We start from the raw sequence: 22,952 nt of genomic DNA, 5'->3' as shown, positions 1-22,952 counted from the left end.
GTGACCGGAGAAGATTGTGGAACCGCTCATTGACTTTCATTGGCGCTGCGCTGGGGACTTTCAGCGAATCCGGACTGCGTGGCAGTCCGGCTAGGAGACAGAATGTGAAAAGTAAATCCCTACATTCGCTCGACGACTTCGATGCCCAATAGTTTCAAGCCGTGGGCAATCGTGCGAGCCGTCAGGTCGCAGAGCAGTAGGCGACTCGTGCGGACTTCTTCGCTCTCGGCTTTGAGCACCGGGCAATTTTCGAAGAACGATGAGTACTTGCTCGCCAGATCAAACAGATAAGCCGTGAGATGGTTGGGGCGATAATCGCCGGCGACCCGCTCGAGGGCTTCGCTCAATTGGAGCAGCGACAAAGCCAAGGCACGCTCGGCAGGCTGCTCGATTTTTACCGCCGCGGCTTGCTTACGCAGTGCGGCGACGTCGACGGCGCCTTTCGCAAAAATGCTGCGGACCCGGGCGTAGCTGTATTGCATGTAGGCCGCGGTGTTGCCTTGCATGGCAAGCATTTTGTCGTAACTGAACACGTAATCGCTGGTGCGATTGTGCGACAGATCGGCGTATTTGATCGCACCGATGCCCACGCGCTCGGCGACAAGTTGCCGTTCTTCGATGGACAAAAGCGGCGTCTCGCGGGCATCGTCGTTGGCGCAAACAATAGCGTGTGCTCGTTCGACGGCTTCGTCGAGCAAACCGTCGAGCCCCACGGCGGTGCCGGAACGTGTTTTGTACGGCTTGCCATCTTCGCCGAGCACCGTGCCGAAGCTGACGTGCTCGAGTTCGATCTTGTCGTAGCCCCACTTACGCGCCGTCGCAAAAAGTTGCTCAAAGTGCAGCGATTGGCGATGATCAACCACATAGGCAATCGCGTCGGGCTGCCAGGTTTCAACGCGATACTGAATCGTGGCCAGATCGGTCGTGGCGTAGAGAAACGCGCCATCCTTTTTCTGCACGATAAAGGGGGCATCGATCCCCGGCAGAAAGACGCACTTAGCCCCGTCGCTTTCCGTGACGAGACCTTTCTTCGTGAGATCAGCAACGACACCTGCCAAGCGATCTTCGTAAAAACTTTCGCCGAGCGTGTGGTCGAACTTCACACCGAGCCGGTGATAAATCCGTTCGTTGGCTTCGAGGCAGGCAGGCAGGAAGCGCTCCCACAGGCCGCGATTTGTTTTGTCGCCAGCGTGCAGCGCGGCCGTCTCGGCCAACACGGCCGAACCAATTTCGGGATGCGCCGCGGCGAGTTGTGCAAGTTCGGGATTCTCATCGACCGCTGCCAGTTTCTTGCGAAGCTCGTCGAGCGTTTCGCGCAAAGTTGCCAGTTGATTCTCGGCGAGCTGAATCTTTTTGTTATGGTCTTTGCGCTGCTTAGGATCCTCAAGCTCCGTGCCGTCGTGCAAATTCTCCAGCCGATGAGCTTCTTCGACGATCTGCTTTTCGACGGTGGGGAGCTTGTGCCGTTTGGTTTCTTGATATTCAACCAGCTGATTCACGAGCCGATAAATGCGACTCAATTCGGCGACGGGTTCCTTGGCAATGACCTCTTCATCGGCGAAATGCTTGTAGCCGTAGATGATCATGCCGAACTGCGTGCCCCAATCGCCAACGTGATTGTCGCTGATCACGCGATGGCCCAACTCCTTGAGCACGCGATAGAGGGCCGCCCCGATGACGGTCGAACGAATATGCCCGACGTGCATCGGCTTGGCGACATTGGGCGCGGAATAATCGAGGACGATAGTTTTCGGCTCGGCCTGTGGCGTGACGCCCAGCTGCTGCTGGTCGGCGAGCATCTGTTGGAGCTGATCGATCAGGAATTGCGGCTTCAATCGCAGATTGATAAAGCCAGGGCCAGCGATCTCGGGAGTTTCGCAGAGGTCGTCGAGCTTGAGCGACGCGATCAGCTGCTGGGCAATTTCGCGCGGCGGTTTGCCAAGCTGTTTACCCAGCGGCATTGCACAGTTGGCTTGATAGTCGCCGAACTTGGCGTCCTGGCTGGGGAGCACCATCTCAGCGAATTGGCTGGCATGAGGATCGAGCGCTACGAGCGCCTGGCGAAAACGGTTGCGAAGTTCAGCCTGGATATTCATGCAATTCGCTTACGGAGAGAGAGTTTCACGCAGAGTCGTAATTCGCAAACCGCTGATAGACGCTAATGTTCGCTCATGAAAGCCATTATTCTTATAAGCGACAATGAGCGTCTATCAGCGGTTCATAACAGAAGAACTCTGCATAAAAATTGTTTTAGTTTGCGGATTCGTCGGAGGACTTTCTGGTTTCAAACGGCAGTGGCACTTTTTGGGCGGCGCCCCAGAATTGTTCGAGCGCGTAGAAGTCACGCGTCTCTTCGTCGAACAAATGAATCACGACCGTGCCGTAGTCCAATAGAATCCAGCGGCTTTCGCTATAGCCTTCGATGCCCATTCGCTTGTCGCCGAGCTCTTTTTCCAGGCAGCGGTCGATCTCTTCGCTGATGGCGTGCAATTGGCGGCGGCTGTTGCCGGTCGCGATCACAAAATAATCAAAGACGGGCGTGATCGAGCGCATGTCGAGCACGACGATATCTAGTCCGCGGTTGTCATCAGCCGTGCGCGCAGCGGCCATGGCCAGTTGTAGGCTGCGCTCAGCGGCACGTTCGGCGTTGGGTAAGGTTTCGACGATGGTTAACTCTACTCTCGTTCTAGCGGTTATTGGAGCCTCCCATTTTAGTCGGTCCCGTGGCCCATCGACAGGGGGCTTGTCGGGACGAAAAATGTGCTGCAAAACATGCTGGTTCCGATGCTTACAGACACGCGACTGGAAAAAAGGATCACACGATGAGCGAATGGCTTGAACCGGGTCAGAAGGCCCCCGCATTTACCCTGACGGCCGATGATGGCAGCAAAGTCCGCCTGAGCGATTTTGCCGGGAAACCGGTTGTGCTCTATTTTTATCCCAAGGATGACACTCCCGGTTGTACCAAGGAAGCCTGCGCGTTTCGCGATGCCCAAGCTCCGCTCAAGAAAGCTGGCGCGGTTGTGCTGGGGGTGAGTGCCGACGATACGGCCAGCCACGAGAAATTCCGCGACAAGTACAAGCTGAATTTTCCGCTACTGTCGGATACCGATCATAAGGTCGCGGAGAAGTATGGCGCTTGGCGCGAGAAGAACATGTATGGCAAGGTGTCGATGGGCATTCAGCGGAGCACCTATCTGATTGATGCCGACGGCAAAGTGGCCAAGGTTTGGAAGCGGGTGCAAGTCGACGGGCACGATGAGCAGGTGCTGGCGGCGCTGAAAGAGTTGGCGTGAGTTCTCAGGGCTAAACGGCATCGGGACGATGCCGGCTAACGGTGATGCGCGCGTTGATTTGATTGTGATATGTGGTGGCACAATCGGCGTGTTCGTTCGTAAATACTTGATCGCACCACGATTTGTTAAAGCCTGACGGACCTGTCGGTTGTTGCTCGCGGCTTGAATAAATTTGGTCTCGATTTTTCAAAATATCTCCGCCGCGCTTTTCGTTGGCGTGTAGATTTGCTCAGAACACAGCAGCGACGCAACGAACGAACTTTAGAATGGCTCCTCTTAATCGTTCGCACGCGTGGCTAATCAACGCAGAGACTCTTTGTCGCTTCGTGCTCGAGCGGCAAGCGGGTTGGCAACAACTCAAGAGCGATGCGTGAAATTGGCCTGCCGATGGGATGGGGGTCCCGTCGGCAGGCAACTTTTAACTTTCACGACAGCGTGTTTCCGAACAACTGTCGCTTTTCCTTGACTTATCGTTTTATGCTTGAGGGCAGCCGTATGACTCACGATGATGATTGCTGCGATGTCGATCTCGACACGGATCAAGACCAAGAAGCGGGCTTGATCAATTTGACCGAGTTTCCCCAACAATCGCTGCCCAGCAGTGCGTTGCGGGCACGGGTCACACCACTCGACGAACTGGGCCGCCCCGCGGCGCCGTGGACGGTGGTTGTCGTGGAAATCGACGAACGCACGATCGCTTTCAATCATTTGGTGCCCCTCACGGCAAGACACGTGATCGTGACGTTTGAGAAGCGCGGCATGAGCACCCACTCGGTGAAAGTGGAGCTCACGTGGTGCCGCTTCGATCAACGTCATCGCTATACCAGCGGCGGACGATTTGTCCTGCCGCTTGGTCGAACCGCTTAGTAAGCAGACGGCGCGTGCGGTGTGCGTGGCACTGCGCGAGTCGGGTTTCTCCCCTCCCTCTGAGCGGGTGGTTGCCAAAGGCGACCGCCCGCTTTGTTTTTTGACAATCTCAATGTCTTTGTCTTAGAACTATTCGTAGCGCAGTGCTTCAATCGGGTCCAGCCGCGACGCTTTCCAGGCGGGATAGAAACCGAACGCAACTCCGATTGTCGCGGAGACGATAAAGGCGGCTGCAATCGCGGGGAGTGAGGCAGCGATCGGCCAGCGCAGAAAATACCAGACTGCGAATGAGGCCGTGCGACCGATAAGAATCCCGATTGCCCCGCCGGCCACACAAAGGACGATCGCTTCGATCAGAAACTGCCGCAGTATATGATAGCTGCGTGCCCCGACGGCCATGCGTAGGCCAATCTCTCGGGTGCGCTCCGTAACCGAGACGAGCATGATGTTCATGATTCCGACTCCGCCGACAGCGAGGGAGATGAGTGCCACGATAAGCAGCAGCCCCCCCATCATCTCCGACATTGAGCCCATCATTTTGACCATCTCGGTCATGTCGCGGAGATTAAAGTCGTCACTTTCTTCCGGCCTAATGCGATGGCGCTGACGGAGCGTTGAAGTAATCTCGTCCATCGCTTGGGCAACTTCAGTCGCGGACCGGGCTTTGACCATAATCTGATCGACATTCGTAAATCGGACCGGTTGAGGTGTATTCGCCGCCTGTGTCGCCGATTGCTGCGGGTAGAGCGATGACGAGCCCGGATAAAGTTCGCTGAGGGAGTTCACCGCTTGCGAGGTGGCGTCGCTCGTGGCTGCAGCAGTTTCGGCCGTCGCAGCCGAATTGTCAGCAATCCGATATTTGATCGTGGTCCATGGTGCGATGAGCACGTCGTCCTGATCCATGCCCATCATATTCGAGCCTTTTCGCGAAAGAACTCCGACAACTCGCAAGGAAACATTCTTGACGCGCAGATTTTCGCCAATGGGTGACTGTCCATCAAACAATTCGCGGGCGAGGGTCGTCCCAATGACACAAACTTTGTTGGCATTGCGAACATCTCGGTCAGTGAACATCTCGCCTTCTTCCATCGTTTCCCAATCACGAACGCGCAGGTAAGCGCCAGTGGTCCCCAAGGTATTCATAGGGATCCAGTTGCGATTGCCGTAAACGACTTGGCCTTGGATTTGTAAAACGGGGGCCGCCGCCTCGACGGCAGACGCCTCCGCAATTTCGTCCGCATCGCCAGGCGTGAGCGTCAACAAACTGCCTTGGCCGAAACTGATGCCCCCACTCGCTGCCGCGCCGGACCGGACCATGATGTTGTTGGCACCCATGGTGGACATCGATTGCATGAGCGACGTGCGCGAACCTTGGCTGATCTCGACCATGGCGATTACAGCGGCCACGCCGATGATCACGCCCAAAGCGGTCAGGGCCGAACGCATTTTGTTACGGCGAAGCGCCGTGAGTGCCGTTCTCAGCGGGGCGGGCATCAAGCCCATTGCACTCCACTGGCGAACCGGAGACTTCTCTGAGGCTGTTTTCGTTTTAGCAGGCTGCGTTGTGACACGTTGCGGCGCAACAAGCGTGGCAACTCCTCCCGCATTATTGGTTTCTTGAATAGCAGGCGCCGAGCCATTGGTTTCCAAATTCAGGCCGACGTTGATCGTGCGACCTCCGTGATCATCTTCGACGATCAAACCATCGACGACGCGTATGACCCGGTCTGCATAAGCCGCCACCTTCGGATCATGGGTGACCAACATGACGGTCAGGCCCGAAGCGTTGAGTTGCTGGAACATTTCCAAAATCTCGATGCTCGTATGTGAGTCGAGATTACCCGTCGGCTCATCCGCGAGGAGCAATTGCGGATCATTCACCAGCGCCCGAGCGATGGCCACACGTTGCTGTTGCCCACCGGACATTTGGCTGGGGACATGATCGATACGGTCGCCTAGACCAACGCGTTCCAACAGAGCACGACCTCGCTGAATGGCTTCGATGTCAACCGTGCCGCTGGAATAGTCCAGCGGCATAAGCACGTTATTGAGGGCCGTCGTTCGTGGCAAAAGATTAAAGCTCTGAAAGACAAACCCAAGCTTCGACGTGCGGACGAGCGCCCGCTCGTTCGACGACAAGCGACTGATGTCTTCACCATCCAGCCAGTATTTGCCAGCCGTCGGTCGGTCGAGACAACCAAGCACATTCATCAGAGTGCTCTTGCCTGAACCCGACGCCCCCATCAGAGCCACGAGCTCGCCCCGTTGCACCTTGAACGAAATCCCCTTCAAAACGGGCACATCGATCTCACCAAGATGGTAAGTCTTCGTTATGTTTTCGAGCTTAAGGAGATCCACGGCAAACCTTTGCGTGCTTTGAAAGCCACTGAAGACCTACGAACGGGGGCGCGAGCGTGGCATGCGTGGCGCAAACGGATTGTTGACTTGCTCGGTGGCTTGCCCCGCTTGAATTTCGCCCATGACAATCTCGAGGCCTTCTTTCAGATCGGGCGACTCGATTTCCGTCTTCGTGCCATCGGTCACGCCCGTCTTGACCTGAATCGGCGTGACGCGTTCTCCACGACGAACCCAAACAATTGCGTCATTGTCATTGGAATCATCGCTTTCACGAGTTTCCGAATTCTCTGCCGAAGCGTCTCCGTATTCAACAAGCTCCGCCCGAGGCTGATATCGCAGGGCCGCGTTGGGAACCGTGAGAACTTGGTTTCGGCGGTTGACTTCAAAACTCACATCGGCCGTCAAATAGGGAAGCAGCTTACGGTCAGAATTATCGGTGGCGACCACGACGGTGTATGTGACCACGTTCTGCGTCATCGAGGCGTTCAGGCGAATTTGTTTGACGTTTCCTTTGAAAAAATCATCGGGAAATGCGTCGACGGTAAACGTCACGGGCGCCCCGAGTTTGAGTTGTCCAATATCCGCTTCGTTGACGGAGGCCCATACTTCCATGCGTGTTAAATCTGTCGCGATCAGAAACAAGCTTGGGGCGTTCAGGCTGGCCACCACGGTTTGGCCCATGTTAACTCGACGATCGATAATCGTGCCTTTGACGGGCGACGTGATTACGGTGTACCCAAGATTGGTTTCTGCCAGATCGAGTGCTGATTGGGCTTGCTGCACCGCAGCCTTGCCAAGCTTGATGTTGGCCTTGGCAACTTCAAAGTTGGATTTGGCCAGCACGAAATCAACGTCTGAAATACCACGAATCTGCACCGACAAATCCTTGGAGACTGGTAATTTGCCTGTCACTTTGGGTTTCGTGGACAAATCCTGTAGTCGCTGAGCACGATTCCATTCGGCTTCGGCCTGGGCAAATCTGGCGTGCATTTGCAGCAGATCCGCCTCAGCCCGTTGGAGCGCTGCCTGCGCTTGATCACGCTGCGCAACATAAACGGCGTCGTCGATCACTGCGAGAACGGTTCCTGCCTGGACCGTAGAGGTATAGTCAACTCTCTTACCGGAAGGATCGGTGCCAAATTCAATGATCCGGCCGACGACTTGGGCGCCCACATCAATCAGCTCTTCAGGCTCCAGGGTGCCCGTCGCGGCGACGGATTCGACCACATCGCCGCGCTCAATTTTGGCCACGCGAAATTGTACGGTGGAACCAGATTTCTGATACACGCCGTAGAGCTTTACGCCTCCCGCGACGAGCGAGATCAGGAGGATGGTCGTGATAAACGTCTTCATGGAGGTGATCTTCAGGATTGAGTTTTTGTGGACGCCCGCAGGCAGACGTCTTGGAAGAGCTTTAATCCGGCAATGATTTTTGTGCGAGTTGCTTCGTCAACTCCCTCGAACACGCTAGCCAGGCGTTTCAGGCGAGTTGCATCGTGCGTTTGCAGGGCACGACGGCCCTTCGCGGTCAAACTTAAACACCGGACACGGCGATCCGTATCGTCGGAAAGCCGAGTGATTAAGCCGGTTCGTTCCAAGCGGTCAGCGAGCTGAGTCGCGGCACTCATCGAGCAGCGTAGCTTTTCGCTGAGCTGCGACATCGAGAGGGGACTGCGTGTGAGAAGAATACATACGTGAAATTGTCGAAGTGGCAACTGAGCGGCCTTATCTCCGACATCAATGATGTTCCCCAAAATGATACGTAAGAGGTCATCAACCTCGGCGACACCTGCGGGCAGGATTGCGTTGCCTCCCAAGCGCCGATTGGGAGCATTGACTTTGGTAGAGGATTGTTTCATGCCCCTATAATATTCATGGGCATAAACTAAAAGTAGTCTGGGCCAAGCGCCTGTGGAGAACCGCAGGGGGCGGCATCGCGATGAATAAGCGATTCCAGTCCTTGCCACAGCGGGGCAACTAACTCTCCGTGGGCACCCACGAATTATTCGACCGGCGGCAATTCCTCGACTTCGACAGGCAGGTCGTCACCCTCAATGGCTTCCGGATCAGGACCCAAGGGCGACAGAATGCCCTGCTTGTCTGGTGGTGGAGCCAGTCGGATTTGCCAGCCGCCGCCAAGCCCGCGATAGACATCAATCAAACCCTGGGCGATTTGACCGCGCGATTGGGCCCATAAATCCTGCTGTTGAATCAGCGACTGCTGGAGAACCGTGTAGCGATTAAAGTCGACCGCACCTTCCTCGTACTGTCCGATCACAATCCGCAAGGCGAGGGCCGATTCCTCGACGCTGATTCTCAAATTGCGGGCACGGTCCTGAGAATTGAGGAACGAGACGATCGCGTTCTCGACCTCGAGATCAGCTTGCAATACTGTATTTTGGTAAGTTGCAACTAAAGCCTGGAACTGGGCCTCTTGGAAACGAACGTTGTTTAGAATACGGCCATAGTTGAGAATGTTCCACTGAAAACCAGGACCGACGGCGGCATTGAGGGACGTATCTTTGAACAGATCAGAAAAATTAGCAGCCTGCCAACCGAGCGTACCGGTTAAAGTGAGGGCCGGATAGAAATCGGCCTCCGCGATACCAATCTGTTCGGCCTGAGCAGCTGCGATCCGCTCGGCTTGTCTTACATCGGGTCGTCGCCGCAGCAGGTCGGCGGGTATACCCACGACGACATACTCGGGTGTGGTGGGGATATTTGTTTTGTCGGTGTCGTCGCCATCGAGCAGCAACGTTAGATCTTGAACCGGCATGCCGAGCAGAATGCACAAAATGTTGGCCACTTGTCGCCGCTGAATTTCCAACTCATCGAGCGCAGCACGGCTCTGCGCGAGATTGCTACTGGCTTGCGCGCGATCGACCTCGGTGATTGCTCCCGCTGCCAACCTTTCGGTAATGAATGAAAGCACGTCCTCTTGGACAGCGATGTTGTCTTCGAGCAGGCGAATTCGTTCCTGTGTTGTCCGATACAAAACGTAGTTGTTAGCGACGTCGCCTAGCAATGTCACAAGCACGGCGTCGTAGTTCTCGACCGAGGCATCAAGCGTAGCTTCTGCTGCCCGCACGGCTCGGCGGAAGCGGCCCCAGAAGTCGAGTTCCCAACCGAGATTGAAACCAAAATTCCATTGGTCGAAGAACTGATCTCCTAGGCCGAATCGTGTATATCCACCGTCCGCGGTTTGGAATTGTGGAAAGACGTTTCCGACGGCAAAACCGAGTTGAGCACGCGCGGCCAAGATGCGAAAACCGGCTTCTCTAAGCGTTAAGTTTTGCTGGTAGGCCGTATCGACCAAATAGTTGAGTTTGGGATCACCCAGCACGGTCCACCATCCGGCCAGATCATCGCGATCGTTCCGCACTCGTGAATCGGTGGCAGCATCAATCCAGTTTTCTGCAACAGGTGCGGCAGGTTGGCAATACTCGGGCCCCACCTTGAAGCCATTCCGCACGTAATCTCTGAAACTGGTGCAACCCGTGCAATCGAATAACAAGGTGAGCGTAACGACCGCGACAATAAATCGAGGAAGCCACGCTAAACCGTGTTGATCGAATGTTTTGGAGATTCTTCGCATAAATTTCAGTCACTTCCCGCAGGTCTGGGCGAAGTGACGGTCAGCAGACGGTTAATTTAGCGTGAGAGTGCAGTGGGGGCGCAAACCGGCTGGGGGAAGGTGCAAGGTAAGGGTTTACGGCAATAGGCCCCGCATGTGCATCCCGCGACTGGGGGACAGCACGGTAGCGGCTTGGAGACATAGCAGTCACACGTGGGTCGATAACCGCATTGAATGCAGGGCTCAGGCTTAGATGCGTAGCAGGATCTGCAACACAAATAGCGTGGAGCAAACAGCATAAGTCCAAGCTGATTGCTATCGCATGATGTTGCGAGTTTTTGCTCAGTGGCAATGGGGGCCAAATTCTCCTGAGCCTGTACTCCACTCAAACCGCTAGCAGTCAGTACAAGACAGACTGCTACTATGAAGCGACGTAGAACTTCCATGCAACAACTCGCCGGTTGTGAAGGTCATACCGTTTATGACTTTGGTATCGGATACTCCAGCAAGGGGAAGTCAGCCTGTCAGAGTTAGAACGAAAAAAGCGGTTATTCCACAGCCGTAGAAGCGTTATATCCGTCAAAGTTTGACAGTCTCTAGTCGGAAACAGGAAAGTAAGAAGTGGAGTACAAGCGTCCGAAATCTCAGCGTTTGCTGTACCACTGCTCGAAATTGATTTTGCCGATGCGGGCACCTTCGTCGGGGACGAGCGACCGTTTTTCCAGCTGCGTGCCGAAGTAGCGGGCGTTGGGATCGGTGACAACTTCGCGATTGTCGTTCGTCGCGGCGAGACAGCGGCGAATCAACTCGTCGAGCGGGGTCGCTTCGGGACCGCCGAGTTCCACGATTATATTCTGAGGCTTGTCGAGCGCGATGTTGGTCACCGCCGCAGCGACGTCCTCAGCGGCCACCGGCTGCATCAAGGCCGTTGGCATGTGGATTGTTTTGCCATCGGCGTTCGATTCGGCGATTGCTCCCAGGAATTCAAAGAATTGGGTCGCTCGCAAAATTGTGTACGGAATTTCACCTGCTTTGATCAGGTCTTCTTGAGCGACTTTCGCGCGCATGTAGCCGCTGTCGGGGAGGCGATCAGCCCCTACGACCGACAACGCAACGTGATGCTTCACACCGGCGGTTTTTTCCGCGGCGAGCAGATTGGTTGTCGAGGCCTTGAAAAACTCGAGCACATCATCATCGGCAAATGACGGCGAGTTCGACACGTCGACTACCACATCCGCGCCGGTGAGCGCGGTGGCCAAACCTTCGTTGGTGACGGCATTAACGCCTGACCGGGGCGAGGCGGCCACCACCTCATGACCCAACTCGCGGAGCTTATTCACGACTTGGGAACCGATCAAACCACTACCACCAACGATGACGTACTTCATGATACACTCTCCTTACCGCCCGCGAATGGGCGGCGATTAAATTGAAGACAAATTTGCAGTCGATTCAGTTTCAGTGAGCTATGGCCGTTGCCGGTTCTGGTGTCGCGACTTCCTTGGCTTCGCGCGGATGCACGATGACTGCCAAGAGACGCGTTTTGCCGGACTTAGCCGGGTTTCTGGAGACCCGATGCAGACAGCCTGAGGGTTCGTAGAAGGTTTCACCAGCCTTGAAGATTTGCGTGGGCTGGTCGTCGATTCCGAGTTCGTACTCGCCTTCGAGTACGTAGACGAAGCCGGGCCCCGGATGGCGATGAGGCAAACCGGATTTGCCGGGCTCAATTTCGACTTCGACAAAGGATACTGCACTCTCTTTGCCGTCGAGCTTCTCGATGATGTCGCGAACGGAGACGACCTTCACAGATTCTCCGTCTTCGTGACTCTTGCCATGCTGGGCCAAGGCAGGGGCTGTGGTAAGTAAAACCGTTGCGGCGAGGCCTAGGAATAGACGAATCATTTTCACCTCCATAACAGTGAATTATTGCACGGCAGTCGATTGTTCTACTACTAAGACGGAAGCGTTCCTCGAACTGTGACAGTAGCGGTGAAAAAATTCTGCCAAGTTTCTAACGGAGGTTTTGGGGTCGATATTGGTAAGCCTGGGGGAAATGTTCGGGAACTGCAAGGTTCATTAAAAACCGTCGAAATTTCTTTGACACGAACACCCCACCGGGAGTAGGCTATCCGGCGCTTGAGGCTGCGTGTCCGGAACCACGCGCCGAATCTTTCCCGACGTTCGCGCAAATTTAGCGCGAGAGAGGAGCGATGTTATGTCGCGGGTTATTCTAGGGGCTTGGTTGGCGGTTGTTGTTTTGGCCTTCTCATCAGTGCTCAGAGCCGAGTCCGACAAGGATTCAAAATCAGAGGCTCCGTCGTTCGCTTCGCCGGAAGATATCGAGGTGCTGCTCGATTCACCACTAAAATCGCCTCTTCAATTTTCGGAGATACCCATCAACGAGGTAATGAATCATCTTCAAGAGGAATATCAATTTCCAATTGTTTTTGATTCAGCGGCGCTGGATGAAGTCGCGATCTCTCCTGAAACAGAAGTGACCGTCAATCTTCGAAATGTCACCTTACGTTCTGCACTCAACCTGATGCTTCGTCAACCTGGACTCGAAGACGTCACCTATATGGTCAACGATGAGGTGCTGCTGATCACGACGCAAGAAGAGGCAAATTTGCATCTCGTGATCGCTGTTTATCAAGTCGATGACTTAGTCGACAACACCTCGCCGCGGAAGAAGGGTGAAAAGAGCCCTTACACGTCGCTCGTGAAAGTGATCACCGATTGCGTGGAGTACGACTCTTGGATGACGAACGGGAGCGGGGAAGGGGTTGCCCACCTCATGAAGCCGGGAATGCTGGTGGTTTCACAAACTCAGCCTGTTCAGGATAAGATTGCCGCGCTGCTCGAGAAGTTGCGGACTACTTCGGCGAGCATGCCGAAAGCCGAGCCGGCAAATCGGGCGATCTCGTCTTTGCTGCTCTCACCAAACGTGCGATGATGCACGGACTATGCTGCTCGGTTCCACGCTGATTGTCGACACCTTTGCAGAAGCCTTTCGGATGCGGTACGTTCGTTTGATCGTCACCGCGACGGATGACTATTGGCTGGATATTGCGCTCGGCGAAGTGACCGGTTATGGCTCGTCGGTGATTGGTTGCGATGCCGAGATTGGCCTCGAGCAAGTGCTCGCCCCCCATGAAACCCCCGACGGTCGACCGGGCGCGGCGGTTTTGGCGTTTGGATTCAGCACGCAGGCATTGGCCAAGGCGATTCCCAACCGTGTTGGCCAGTGCCTGATGACATGCCCCACGACGGCCGTGTTTGATGGCTTGGCGGAAGGGGAAGAACAAATTCCGCTGGGGAAATATTTGCGCTATTTCGGCGATGGCTTTCAGAAAAGCAAAGTACTCGGAGAACGGCGGTATTGGCGAATTCCCGTGATGGATGGGGAGTTCATCGTCGAAGAGCAGATCGGCGTCGGCAAAGGGGTCGCCGGGGGCAACATTATCTTGCAGGCAACTACCGCCGAGGTGGCACTGGCTGCGGCGCGACGCGCTGTCGAAGCGATTGGCGTTCTGCCCGGCGCGATCACGCCGTTTCCAGGTGGGGTTGTGCGGAGCGGCAGCAAAGTTGGGTCGAAATATCAAGGAATGGTGGCGTCGACAAACGATGCCTTTTGCCCGACGCTGCGTGGCCGCGTTCCGACCGAATTGGTCGAAGGGGCCAACTGTGCTTACGAAATCGTGATCGACGGCGTCGATGAACTGGCCGTGGCCGACGCCATGCGTGCGGCGCTGCATGCAGCGGCAGGAGAAGGCGTGCTTGCCATTTCGGCAGGCAATTATGGTGGTAAGCTCGGTAAGTTTCATTTTCCGCTGCGAGAATTGCTCGGCACGGCTTCGTAAAGCTGTCTATTTCTGGAGCACAAAAGGTGCCAACTTGCGTGAGCGTCACGCAGGCAACATAAAATCTTCAAAATTGGCAGGCAAAAGTACCGTTGGTTAGCCCGTGGCCCCTAGAAAACCAGCCCGGGGGTGGTCAAGATAAACGCTGAAATAGTTGCGTCGCGTCGGCAAGGGTTGGTAAACTTGCGACTTTGGTTACCGCCGACGTTTGCGTGAGATTCTCCTCAGGACTTTGTAATTAGTATGACTTCGAACACCGATGCCCCCCAGTCAACCAGCCCCGCCACGGATACCACGACAAGTTTGTCGGAGACCGAGACTCAATCAGCGGCTGTTGATGCTGTGACTGGCGAAAGTTCCGACCGCCCGAGTGAGCGGATTCAAATTGGTTCGCAGCGCGAGAGCGAAGCCGATGCGCAGCCGAAGGCCAAGCCAATGCATCCGGGGTCATCGACCACGCCTGAACCGAAGAAGTCGAACTTCCCCCCGCCGAATGTGCGCGATGCGCTCACGCCCGAATTAGAAGCCGAACTTGCCGCGGCCTTGGGTGGCGAATCGCTCGACTCGATCATCGATGACGCGACCGGCCCCACGGTGACTGGTGCGGAGTTGGCTTCCGACACACGACTGACCGGAACGGTGGTGAGCATTCATCGCGACGATATTTTTATCGATTTGGGCAATCGCAATCAGGGCGTCTTGCCGCTCAAGCAATTTGAGAAATCGACACCGCCTGAAGTGGGCGCGCAGATGGAAGTCGTCGTCGCGCGTTTCAATGCCGAACAAGGTTTCTACGAGTTGTCGCTGACCAATGCGGCGGTCGACGTCGGCAATTGGGATGAAGTGCAAGCGGGTCAGGTCGTCGAAGTGGCCATCACCGGCGCGAACAAAGGGGGCTTGGAATGCCACGTCGCCAACATTCGCGGCTTTATTCCGATGGGTCAGATTTCGATCTATCGCGTTGAGAATCCTGAGGAGTTCGTTGGTCAACGACTCACCTGTGTCATCACCGAAGCCAACCGCAGCCGCAAGAATCTGGTGCTCAGCCATCGGGCGTTGATGGAGCGCGAACGCAAAGATCAGAAGCAAAAGTTGCTGGCCGAACTCGCGCCGGGGCAAATGCGTGAAGGGACCGTCCGCAGCTTGCAAGACTTTGGCGCGTTCGTTGATCTGGGCGGCGTGGACGGCATGATCCACGTGAGCCAATTGAGCTGGGATCGCGTGACGCATCCCAAGGACGTACTGACAGTTGGCCAAGCCGTGAAGGTGAAGATCGAAAAGATCAACACCGAGACCGGCAAGATCTCGCTCGGCTATCGGGAACTCGCCGCCAATCCTTGGGACGATGCCCAACAAAAGTTTCCCGTCGGTGCCCGCGTGAAGGGGACGGTTTCCAAGCTGATGCAGTTTGGTGCGTTCGTGAGATTGGCCCCCGGTGTCGAAGGTTTGATCCATATCTCGGAAATGGGCCACGGCCGGGTGCAGCGTTCCAGCGACGTGGTGAGCGAAGGCCAGGAAGTCGAAGTGAAGGTTGTTTCCTTTGACCGCGATGCCCAGCGGATTGGGCTGTCGCTCAAAGCCTTGCTGCCCGCTCCCGAAAGGCCGAAGCACGAGCCCAGAGAGCCGGACCATCCGCCCGTGGAGTCGCTCCAACGTCGTGAACGGGAATCGGACAAGAACCTGAAGGGTGGGATTAGCGGCCCCAGCGGCGGCGAAAAGTTCGGGTTGAAGTGGTAATTCCGCCGTCTTTTGCCGGTCATCGGCCAATCGTGCGAACCACACGGGGCCGAGCGGGGTTACAATACAGATGGTGAATCCCTGCACTCCTATTCGTCGGCCCATGTCCTTGCGATCGACTCTTATCTTGTTCCTGGCTGTGGTGAGTTGGCAGGCTCCTTACGCGCAGGCCCTCGAAACCGTGTTGGTGAACGTCGAGGGCCGGTCGAAGCAGTATTCCGGCAAGGTTGTGGTTGAAGACTCCGTGGGGAGCATGTTGCTGGAAACCGACGAAGGGGCCATGGTGCAAATCATGGCCGACACTATTCAGAGTCGTGAAAGCAACGCTGAAGAGCTCAAGCCGCTCGACAAAGACGAATTCGCCGAGCGATTGCTTAAAGAAATGGGGCCCGGATTTCAGGTTTATCAATCCAAGCATTATGTGGTTGTTTACAACACAACCCGTAAGTATGCCCAGTGGACGAGCTCGCTGCTTGAGCGTTTGCAAAAGGGCTTTCTGGCTTATTGGAAGAAAAAGGGTTGCGACATCAAAGAACCCGAAGCGCCACTCGTGGTTGTGATCTTTGCCGACAAGGCGAGCTATCTCAATTACGCTCGTGACGAACTCGGCCCAGCCGCAGGGTCGGCCATCGGCTTTTACAGTTTACAATCCAACCGGATCACGATGTACGACCTGACCGAAGTTCAGGCACTTCGGCGCGAAGAAACCCGGCGTGGATCTTTAGGCGATATCAGCGCGATGTTGAGCGATCCCGCCGCCGCGCACTTGGTTGCGACGATTGTGCATGAAGCGACGCATCAGATCGCTTTCAACTGCGGTCTGCAAAAACGATTCGCGGACAATCCCATCTGGCTGGCCGAGGGGCTGGCCATGTTTTGCGAGACACCGGACTTGTTCAGCAATCGGAGTTGGGGGGGCATCGGCAAAGTTAACTACGACCGCTGGGACCGCTATCGCAACAATGCCAATGCCGACAAAGTTGGCACGCTGCGGAGCTTGATCGTCGACGACAATGTTTTTCGCAACTCGCGAACCGCCGTGGATGCCTACGCCGAGGCGTGGGCATGGACCTATTTTCTGATCACCTGGCACACCGACGAGTATGTGGCGTATCTCAAAGCAATTGCCGAGAAGCCGTTGCTCACTCCGTCGGATAAAAAGCAGCGCCTGGCCGACTTCACACGGCACTTTGGCAACGATTTTGCCAAGCTCGAAGACGAATTTTATCGCCGCATGTCGCGGATCGAGTAAAAAAGCGCGTTTCTGAAGGCATTCCCACCCCCTGTCGCTCGGGGCGAAGTTCGCTAAAATGCTGGACTCGGCACGAATTGTCGTGATGAGCCTCTCGAAAGCATTCTTGCGAGCTCCCTTAGCTCAATTGGCAGAGCAACTGACTCTTAATCAGTAGGTTGTTGGTTCGATTCCAACAGGGAGCACTGATATAATACCCTTGCCGCAATTGAAGTTACGGCAAGGGCACACAAACAGAAGCCTTACGAAAAGACTCCTGGTACACGCCTCAGGTACACGCCTCGTGACTGAGACCAGCTTTTTTCGTGAGGATTTCGATGGCTACGCAACCGAGTTTGTGGTGGTGGTCCGCCAAAAAGTATTGGGCCACGCAGATCGACGGCAAACGTCTCTGTCTCGCCAAGGGACGTAAGAACAAGCAGCTTGCCCAAGAGAAATTGGACGCCCTTCTCGCCGAGCGAAAGCTCTTGGGGACGGTCGATGGTCCGCTGACCGTCGCCGCACTCTGCGAAGAATTCTTGGAGGACGTGCAGCGGAACTTGGCTCCCAAAACGTACGACTCGTATCGTTACGGCTGCCAAATGTTTGTTGATGAGTATGGGGCTTTGCCCGCTCATACCATCAAGCCGCTCCATGTTCGGCACTTCACAATTGCCCTGGAAAAACGGCTCAATTCCACGACGCAGGGGATTGTTTTGCGTTCTGTACAACGCTGCTTCAATTGGGGCGTTGAAGAGCAAATCATTCCGCCCCACTCGCTTGGCCGAATTCGTAAACCCACGAGTGTCCGCCGTGATCGGTATCTCACGGACAAAGAATTTCAAGCCATGCTGCGGGCCACCAATCCCAAGAACAACCACCGTCGCGGAGCGGAGTTTCGCCGCGTGTTGCTCGCCATGGACTGGACGTTTTGCAGACCTGGCGAGTTGATCCGCTTGCAGTGGAGTGACATTCATTGGGAGCAAAACATTGCCCTGCTCGCTCAACACAAAACCCGCCGCTCGACGGGTCGACCCAAAGTCATACCTTTGGTTCCGAAGATGATGCGGTTGTTGAAGTGGCTGAAAAAACATTCCACAAGTACTCACTGCTTCATCAATTCGCGGGGTGAACCGTGGACCGTCAATGCCATTGACCAACGTGTCCAGAATATTCGGAAGCGTGCCGGATTTGATTCCAAAGTTATTCCCTACACTTTGCGGCATAGGGCGGCGACCAACGCCATTCTCAAGACTGGCAATCTCAAGATGACAAGCCAGCTACTTGGCCACACATCGACCCAAACGACGGAGCGATACACCCACGTCGCTCAGGAGCATTTGGTTACTTTCGCTTGCCAAGCTGTCGGCTGACATCGATATGGCGGAACCGCGATGGGGCTCTTGGGGCCCTTTTCGCGGTTCGCTGGCTTTTTGTCGGCGAGCAGGCCAGGACTTCGCGAGCAGCGACGTAAGCGTCGAGGTGGGCTTGTTGAAAGCGAATGCTGCCATCAGCGAGTCGAATATGGCTCATGCGGCCTTTATTGACCTCACTGTAGATTGTCGAACGGCTCAACGTCAGCTGCTCGCTCGCATCATTGACAGTCAATAAGCGCATCATGGTCGACTATTCGCTTTCCCCACCAACGCATTCGTACTCGCCCCAGGACAGCCAAGCTTTATCCAAGTTTCGATAGTTTCGGGGTTCCAACGGACGCTACCGCCCAATTGCATCGGCTGAGGCAAAGCTTCCTTTCGACGAAGACGTTGAACAGTACGTATCGAGACATTGAGACGCTTTGCGACTTGCTGGATTGTCAAGAGCTGGCCTTGATTGACTGATGGGTCGGTAATTGCATCCATGGTTAGCCCGCCTTGACGGTGGCAACGGAGTTACTGCGAGCTTTCGCGAGGGCCAATTCTTCAGTCACCATGGTGGTAAAGTCAACTTCCTCTACGCACTCATCAAATAACTTTGAGTAAATGGAAAGGTTGCGTTTGCGCTTACGAAGCTTCGCCGCCACTTCCTTCTTCAAATTCACTTTTGAGACGTGCTGATCAGCAGCCATCACTTCCGCGATAAGCTCCATGATCTCAACTTTGTTGGTGCAGTTGCTGACTTTTACAGGAACCTTTGCTTCATCCCTCATTCTCTTGAGTATCTCGTTAAGTTTTTCAGTCGATTTGTCGACTTCAGCAATCGCTTCAAGAATCTCTGCTGCTTCGGCCAGCTTTGCCTTGTGGTCGGCAACAAGGGCGGGTCGTGATTTCGCCAATGCCGCGACACAATTCTTAAGTGCCTTTTGCATGATTTGCTCCTTTAATGTTCGCGCTCGTAGTTATGGTTACGTCCTCGCCCACGCTCAAATCTTGACGCCGTCAAGTCATCACCACGTTCTTCTCTTTTATCTCCCGCTCGGCTGAATCTGTTGAAGTTATCTCCAAAATTGAGTTCCTGCTCATCGGGCAACTCATGGGCTGGTTCAACATAGTCTCGCTCTTCGATCCTTCTCCGTGCGGCTTGATCAATCTGTGTATGGACCTCCTGCTCTAATGCCCCGCCAGGCGTGTAATGCAATTCAAAATGCTTTTCGGAAGGTAGCTCTATCTCAGGCTCTTCGGTCAGTTCCCAATTCACAGCATCGTGTTCGAGAGGAAGAGCTTGCTCATGCGTCTCGTCAAAATCATGTTTCAAAGCGGGAACATTCTTAAAGTGGTCAGAGTTCATAGTAATCGCCATCGCCGAGTGGTTTTGATTTAATGGCCCAAGTGATCGTCGTAATGCCCTTTGAGAGGGAGCCCTTCGTAATACGTCCCCTCCTTCGTTCGCAGCGTTTTGTATGCGAGCCGACCCAACATCATGGCGGGAGTATCGGGAGGCATAACTATTTGCAGTGGTGAGCTACGGCTCAAATAACGGTCGATAGAGTCATCAGACAGCACATCGACTGCCGTGGGGCAGTCTGAGGCACGACCCCATTTCCGGTACTGAGTGCGACCAAGTTTTTCTCGAATCATCTTCCGTGTGATCAGATCGTTACAGCCAAACACTTGGAGACAGCATGCTGACAGCATTTCTGCTGCCCCCTGCTCGCCGGCCATTTCGAGTAATTGGGCATAGCTCTGGGTATAAATATGGAGGGCTACATTTTTGTCCCTCATGACGTTCAGTGAGTCTCTTGCCGATGTTACGTCGCTTCCCCAAAATTTAAATTCGTCGCAAATTATACCGGTTGAATACTTTGGGACATGCTCCTGCTGTTGAAACACAACTTGCATCAACTCGAAAATTGAACGCAGCCAAGCATTGGCCACCTTCTCTCCCCGAGGAGGTGTAAAAAACGCCGTTACTGGCCAATCATCATGGCCGAGACAGTCAAGACTGAAGCTGGATGGTTTGGTCAACACCTCTGTCATTGTGGGATCTAGCATCCACCCAGCATTCGTTTGCAATTCAGAATTGAGGGCACCGAAGTTCTTTTCTCCTAGCTGGTACAAGGAACATGCGACGGTTTGAATCCAGCCGTTGAGGGACGGATTTCGCATCATTTCTTGAAACAACTTTTCCTGATTACGCGGTTCGGCAATCCCTGTCAGGGGATCAATTCCCAAAAGCCGTTGCAGACCATAAACCACGTTATGTTTGCTGGGATCGTCGCTAGCTGAGAGAAAATGCCCCCAGGTCGAGGCGAGCCCGGTCTTTGGCCCTTTTATGTACCATTGGTCCTTAACGTTGTGATTGTCCGGGAAAGAGCCCGCAGCGAGCGCCATTAAACGGCCTATGGCACCAGGCTTTTCCACATGGACATCCTTGAGCAGGTTATAGCCATCAGTTTCGTAAGCACTTTGACCACCAGGATCAAAATTGAAACAAGTACCGTTCCGCAGATGGTATTTTGTGGTCGTGATTCCTCGCGGGTCACAGCCGCAGTGGATAACCTATCACTACTTTAATTGGCCGCGCAAGCGTTTAACGCAGTGCCATTTGCAGCTATGCACAGGGAACTGTGCAGCCGTGTGCAGGACAGAATGAACACCCCTGCTCACCCAATTGTGCAGCGTGTGCTGTCCAGGTCACTGACCACTGGTCAACAATGAACAAGTGCGGTAGGCACCACTGCACACTTGGAATACGCCGCCCTTAACAGCTTCAGAAAAACTGTGCAGCTTCGGGTGCTGCACACCCCATTGTTCATTGGTCAATGCTGGTCAGGGATGGACGCACAGTTTTTGATCGAAATCTGTGCAGGAATCATGTACAGTCACTTCATGAGAAGGCCGAATCGTGGCCATTCTTATCTATCGGAGGGCCGTTCTGGCATCTCCACTTGCCAACTTAACCAACCAAGGAGGGCGTCCGACCCGTAAGCTTGACCGGCACGTTTTAGATAAAAAGAAACCGCCGTTGGCGCGGCGGTGACTTGGCAAATAGCGTTGGAGCTGAGGTAATCAACACTCTCACTCTAGCGCAAGTATTCTCATGTTGCAAACCAAATTCTGGTTCGGCAAGGAGTTTTTGCACACCCTTGAATGCTGCTTGTTAGCTCGCGGTAACGCTAGAGAAACCATGCTAGAGACCTATACCAATCATGATCAGCGAGGAGGGGGCCGCGTGAGCTCGCCCGCTTACCGGCAATCGCTTATTCGCAGCGAAGATTTTACCGGACTGGAGGAGGGGATCGACCGCTACGAGTTACTATTGCTGGTCAAACGGGTAGGGAAGGCGGCAGGTTTTACGCCCCGCATGATGCAACTCTTGGATTATTATTTTGCGTTTACGAGAGAAATCGATTGGGAGCGGGGGTCACGACCGATTGTTTACCAGTCGTTATCTCGCACGGCACTCGATTTAGGCGTTTGCGAACGGCAAGTTCAAAAGCTTGAGAAGGCTTTGTTTGAATTGGGAGCCATCACATGGAGCGATTCTGGAAATCACAAACGCTACGGACAGCGTGATTCCCAATCGGGAAAAATTCTCTACGCCTATGGCGTCGACCTGACGCCGCTCGCGTATCTCCGCGAGCAATTGCAGGACATGCTGCACGAAAAACAACTCCACGATCAGGCGTGGCTGGCATGCAAGCGTGAGATATCGTTCTACCGCCGCCAAATTCGCTCGCTCCTGCTCGAATGGCAGCAGGAGGAGGGGGCTTTTGTTTTGTTAAACGAATATGAAAAACGATACGATCAAATCGCTATTCAGCTTCGCACGCATTTGGATCTTGAAACCATGCGGACGCTGTTAGCCCGTCATCAATCGCTCCATAACGCGATATTGGAAGGAATGGGAGTAGGGAAGGTCGAAACTCTTGAAGCCCCTCCACCGCGTTCTATTCCAGAAAAAACCAATAAAGGTACATGCACAAGCGAACCTCCGTTCGCCCACTACAAATACACAACTCTAAAAATAAATAAGGATAGTAGTCGGGCCGACGAGGGCTTGCAGGGAAGCGTAGCGGCTCGTCCTGAGGCCACTGACCCCGTCACAAGCTCGGGGATAGCTCATATTTCACTAGCGATGGCGATTGCGGCAGCCAGTGAACGGCTTCAAGAACTCTTACCGCCAGAACCCACTTGGTCCGATTTGATTGAAGCAGCCTACCGTTTGCGAACGCCGCTTGGGATTTCGCAAGCGAGTTGGGGAGAAGCGTGCGAAATTCTGGGTCGCACCGGAGCCGCGTTGTGTTTGCTCGTGACCGACAGGGCCACCGAACGGACGGAAAACGTGGTCGAGAAGCCCGCCGCTTACTTTCGCGGGATGATCAACAGGGCAAGGACTGCGGAATTGCGGCTGCACAATTCGGTGTTTGGAATACTGGCTCAGCAAGAGAGCCGTGCGGCGGCTTAGGATGATGATGCAGTGGGGCCCGTGGAACCGTTTGCAGCGTCAGCCAAGTGCCCTTGGGCAATCTCACGGACACCCATGGCTTCTTCCGCAGCTTCCTCTCGGTAGGCTTCTGCAAATTTTGGATCAGCCCGCAATTGTTGCACGAGGGCTTCGTCATGAGAAATGCTAGGTGGGTGAGCCAT

22 protein-coding genes and 1 tRNA gene are annotated in these 22,952 nt (G+C 54.7%); 9 read left to right on the top strand and 14 right to left on the bottom strand.

What is annotated here, in order from left to right; translation table 11 throughout:
• Window positions 1-119: 119 nt before the first annotated feature.
• Both argS and rsfS read right to left on the bottom strand, forming a co-directional pair.
• A complete protein-coding gene (gene argS / locus AC6T8Q_RS09550) occupies window positions 120-2,096 on the bottom strand; it encodes an arginine--tRNA ligase (protein WP_500678857.1) in 1,977 nt (658 codons plus the stop codon).
• Between the two features lie 154 nt (window positions 2,097-2,250).
• Window positions 2,251-2,667 (bottom strand): ribosome silencing factor, encoded by a 417-nt coding sequence (gene rsfS / locus AC6T8Q_RS09545; RefSeq protein ID WP_500679060.1) that lies wholly within the window; start codon window positions 2,665-2,667, stop codon window positions 2,251-2,253.
• A 155-nt stretch (window positions 2,668-2,822) separates the two neighbouring features.
• On the opposite strand from rsfS, the gene bcp reads away from it, so the two are divergent.
• Both bcp and AC6T8Q_RS09535 read left to right on the top strand, forming a co-directional pair.
• Window positions 2,823-3,296 (top strand): thioredoxin-dependent thiol peroxidase, encoded by a 474-nt coding sequence (bcp, locus tag AC6T8Q_RS09540; protein ID WP_500678856.1) that lies wholly within the window; start codon window positions 2,823-2,825, stop codon window positions 3,294-3,296.
• A 495-nt stretch (window positions 3,297-3,791) separates the two neighbouring features.
• Window positions 3,792-4,163, top strand: coding sequence for a hypothetical protein (locus AC6T8Q_RS09535; RefSeq protein ID WP_500678855.1), 372 nt, complete (start codon window positions 3,792-3,794; stop codon window positions 4,161-4,163).
• Between the two features lie 129 nt (window positions 4,164-4,292).
• Here the strand turns inward: AC6T8Q_RS09535 and AC6T8Q_RS09530 are convergent, their stop codons facing one another.
• From AC6T8Q_RS09530 to AC6T8Q_RS09505, 6 genes are all read right to left on the bottom strand, one after another.
• Window positions 4,293-6,521, bottom strand: a complete 2,229-nt coding sequence (locus AC6T8Q_RS09530; RefSeq protein ID WP_500678854.1) for an ABC transporter permease — start codon at window positions 6,519-6,521, stop codon at window positions 4,293-4,295.
• A 36-nt stretch (window positions 6,522-6,557) separates the two neighbouring features.
• A complete protein-coding gene (locus AC6T8Q_RS09525; protein ID WP_500678853.1) occupies window positions 6,558-7,874 on the bottom strand; it encodes an efflux RND transporter periplasmic adaptor subunit in 1,317 nt (438 codons plus the stop codon).
• Window positions 7,875-7,885: 11 nt separating this feature from the next.
• Entirely contained in the window at window positions 7,886-8,380 is a 495-nt protein-coding gene (locus AC6T8Q_RS09520; RefSeq protein WP_500678852.1) for a MarR family winged helix-turn-helix transcriptional regulator, read from the bottom strand.
• A gap of 143 nt (window positions 8,381-8,523) precedes the next feature.
• Window positions 8,524-10,116, bottom strand: a complete 1,593-nt coding sequence (locus AC6T8Q_RS09515) for an efflux transporter outer membrane subunit (RefSeq protein WP_500678851.1) — start codon at window positions 10,114-10,116, stop codon at window positions 8,524-8,526.
• A 623-nt stretch (window positions 10,117-10,739) separates the two neighbouring features.
• The gene (locus AC6T8Q_RS09510) at window positions 10,740-11,483 is read right to left on the bottom strand and encodes an SDR family oxidoreductase (protein ID WP_500678850.1); all 744 of its coding nucleotides are present in this window, start codon (window positions 11,481-11,483) and stop codon (window positions 10,740-10,742) included.
• Between the two features lie 70 nt (window positions 11,484-11,553).
• Window positions 11,554-11,997 carry a cupin domain-containing protein gene (locus AC6T8Q_RS09505; protein WP_500678849.1) on the bottom strand — a complete coding sequence of 148 codons (444 nt, stop codon included), beginning with the start codon at window positions 11,995-11,997 and terminating at the stop codon, window positions 11,554-11,556.
• A 340-nt stretch (window positions 11,998-12,337) separates the two neighbouring features.
• On the opposite strand from AC6T8Q_RS09505, the gene AC6T8Q_RS09500 reads away from it, so the two are divergent.
• From AC6T8Q_RS09500 to AC6T8Q_RS09475, 6 genes are all read left to right on the top strand, one after another.
• On the top strand, window positions 12,338-13,048 hold the full coding sequence (locus AC6T8Q_RS09500) for a hypothetical protein (protein ID WP_500678848.1): 711 nt from the start codon (window positions 12,338-12,340) through the stop codon (window positions 13,046-13,048).
• Between the two features lie 10 nt (window positions 13,049-13,058).
• Window positions 13,059-13,955 (top strand): formylmethanofuran--tetrahydromethanopterin N-formyltransferase, encoded by an 897-nt coding sequence (gene fhcD / locus AC6T8Q_RS09495; protein WP_500678847.1) that lies wholly within the window; start codon window positions 13,059-13,061, stop codon window positions 13,953-13,955.
• A 243-nt stretch (window positions 13,956-14,198) separates the two neighbouring features.
• On the top strand, window positions 14,199-15,692 hold the full coding sequence (locus AC6T8Q_RS09490; protein ID WP_500678846.1) for a 30S ribosomal protein S1: 1,494 nt from the start codon (window positions 14,199-14,201) through the stop codon (window positions 15,690-15,692).
• Window positions 15,693-15,795: 103 nt separating this feature from the next.
• The gene (locus AC6T8Q_RS09485) at window positions 15,796-16,944 is read left to right on the top strand and encodes a DUF1570 domain-containing protein (protein ID WP_500678845.1); all 1,149 of its coding nucleotides are present in this window, start codon (window positions 15,796-15,798) and stop codon (window positions 16,942-16,944) included.
• Window positions 16,945-17,056: 112 nt separating this feature from the next.
• Window positions 17,057-17,129 (top strand) — tRNA-Lys (locus AC6T8Q_RS09480).
• Window positions 17,130-17,261: 132 nt separating this feature from the next.
• Entirely contained in the window at window positions 17,262-18,296 is a 1,035-nt protein-coding gene (locus tag AC6T8Q_RS09475) for a tyrosine-type recombinase/integrase (protein ID WP_500678844.1), read from the top strand.
• Here AC6T8Q_RS09475 and AC6T8Q_RS09470 read toward each other — a convergent pair.
• From AC6T8Q_RS09470 to AC6T8Q_RS09450, 5 genes are read right to left on the bottom strand one after another with little or no spacing between them, the layout of a single operon-like run.
• Window positions 18,268-18,543 carry a helix-turn-helix transcriptional regulator gene (locus tag AC6T8Q_RS09470; RefSeq protein ID WP_500678843.1) on the bottom strand — a complete coding sequence of 92 codons (276 nt, stop codon included), beginning with the start codon at window positions 18,541-18,543 and terminating at the stop codon, window positions 18,268-18,270. The genes AC6T8Q_RS09475 and AC6T8Q_RS09470 overlap by 29 nt on opposite strands.
• Window positions 18,540-18,785: a helix-turn-helix transcriptional regulator gene (locus tag AC6T8Q_RS09465; RefSeq protein ID WP_500678842.1), complete on the bottom strand. Its 246-nt coding sequence runs from the start codon at window positions 18,783-18,785 to the stop codon at window positions 18,540-18,542. The genes AC6T8Q_RS09470 and AC6T8Q_RS09465 overlap by 4 nt, the downstream gene beginning before the upstream one ends.
• 2 nt (window positions 18,786-18,787) lie before the next feature.
• Complete coding sequence (locus AC6T8Q_RS09460; RefSeq protein WP_500678841.1) at window positions 18,788-19,231, bottom strand: hypothetical protein; 444 nt, start codon at window positions 19,229-19,231, stop codon at window positions 18,788-18,790.
• 11 nt (window positions 19,232-19,242) lie between these two features.
• Window positions 19,243-19,650, bottom strand: coding sequence for a hypothetical protein (locus AC6T8Q_RS09455; protein WP_500678840.1), 408 nt, complete (start codon window positions 19,648-19,650; stop codon window positions 19,243-19,245).
• Window positions 19,651-19,679: 29 nt separating this feature from the next.
• On the bottom strand, window positions 19,680-20,810 hold the full coding sequence (locus AC6T8Q_RS09450; RefSeq protein ID WP_500679059.1) for a TraM recognition domain-containing protein: 1,131 nt from the start codon (window positions 20,808-20,810) through the stop codon (window positions 19,680-19,682).
• Window positions 20,811-21,534: 724 nt separating this feature from the next.
• On the opposite strand from AC6T8Q_RS09450, the gene repC reads away from it, so the two are divergent.
• Complete coding sequence (gene repC, locus AC6T8Q_RS09445) at window positions 21,535-22,770, top strand: plasmid replication protein RepC (protein ID WP_500678839.1); 1,236 nt, start codon at window positions 21,535-21,537, stop codon at window positions 22,768-22,770.
• Here repC and AC6T8Q_RS09440 read toward each other — a convergent pair.
• A complete protein-coding gene (locus AC6T8Q_RS09440; protein ID WP_500678838.1) occupies window positions 22,767-22,952 on the bottom strand; it encodes a hypothetical protein in 186 nt (61 codons plus the stop codon). The two genes, repC and AC6T8Q_RS09440, sit on opposite strands and share 4 nt — an antisense overlap.

Source organism: Bythopirellula sp. (assembly GCF_041737835.1).
Classification (GTDB): Bacteria; Planctomycetota; Planctomycetia; order Pirellulales; family Lacipirellulaceae; genus Bythopirellula.
The sequence above is the reverse complement of the archived record's forward strand: the minus strand, read 5'-3'. Positions and strand labels throughout refer to the sequence as shown.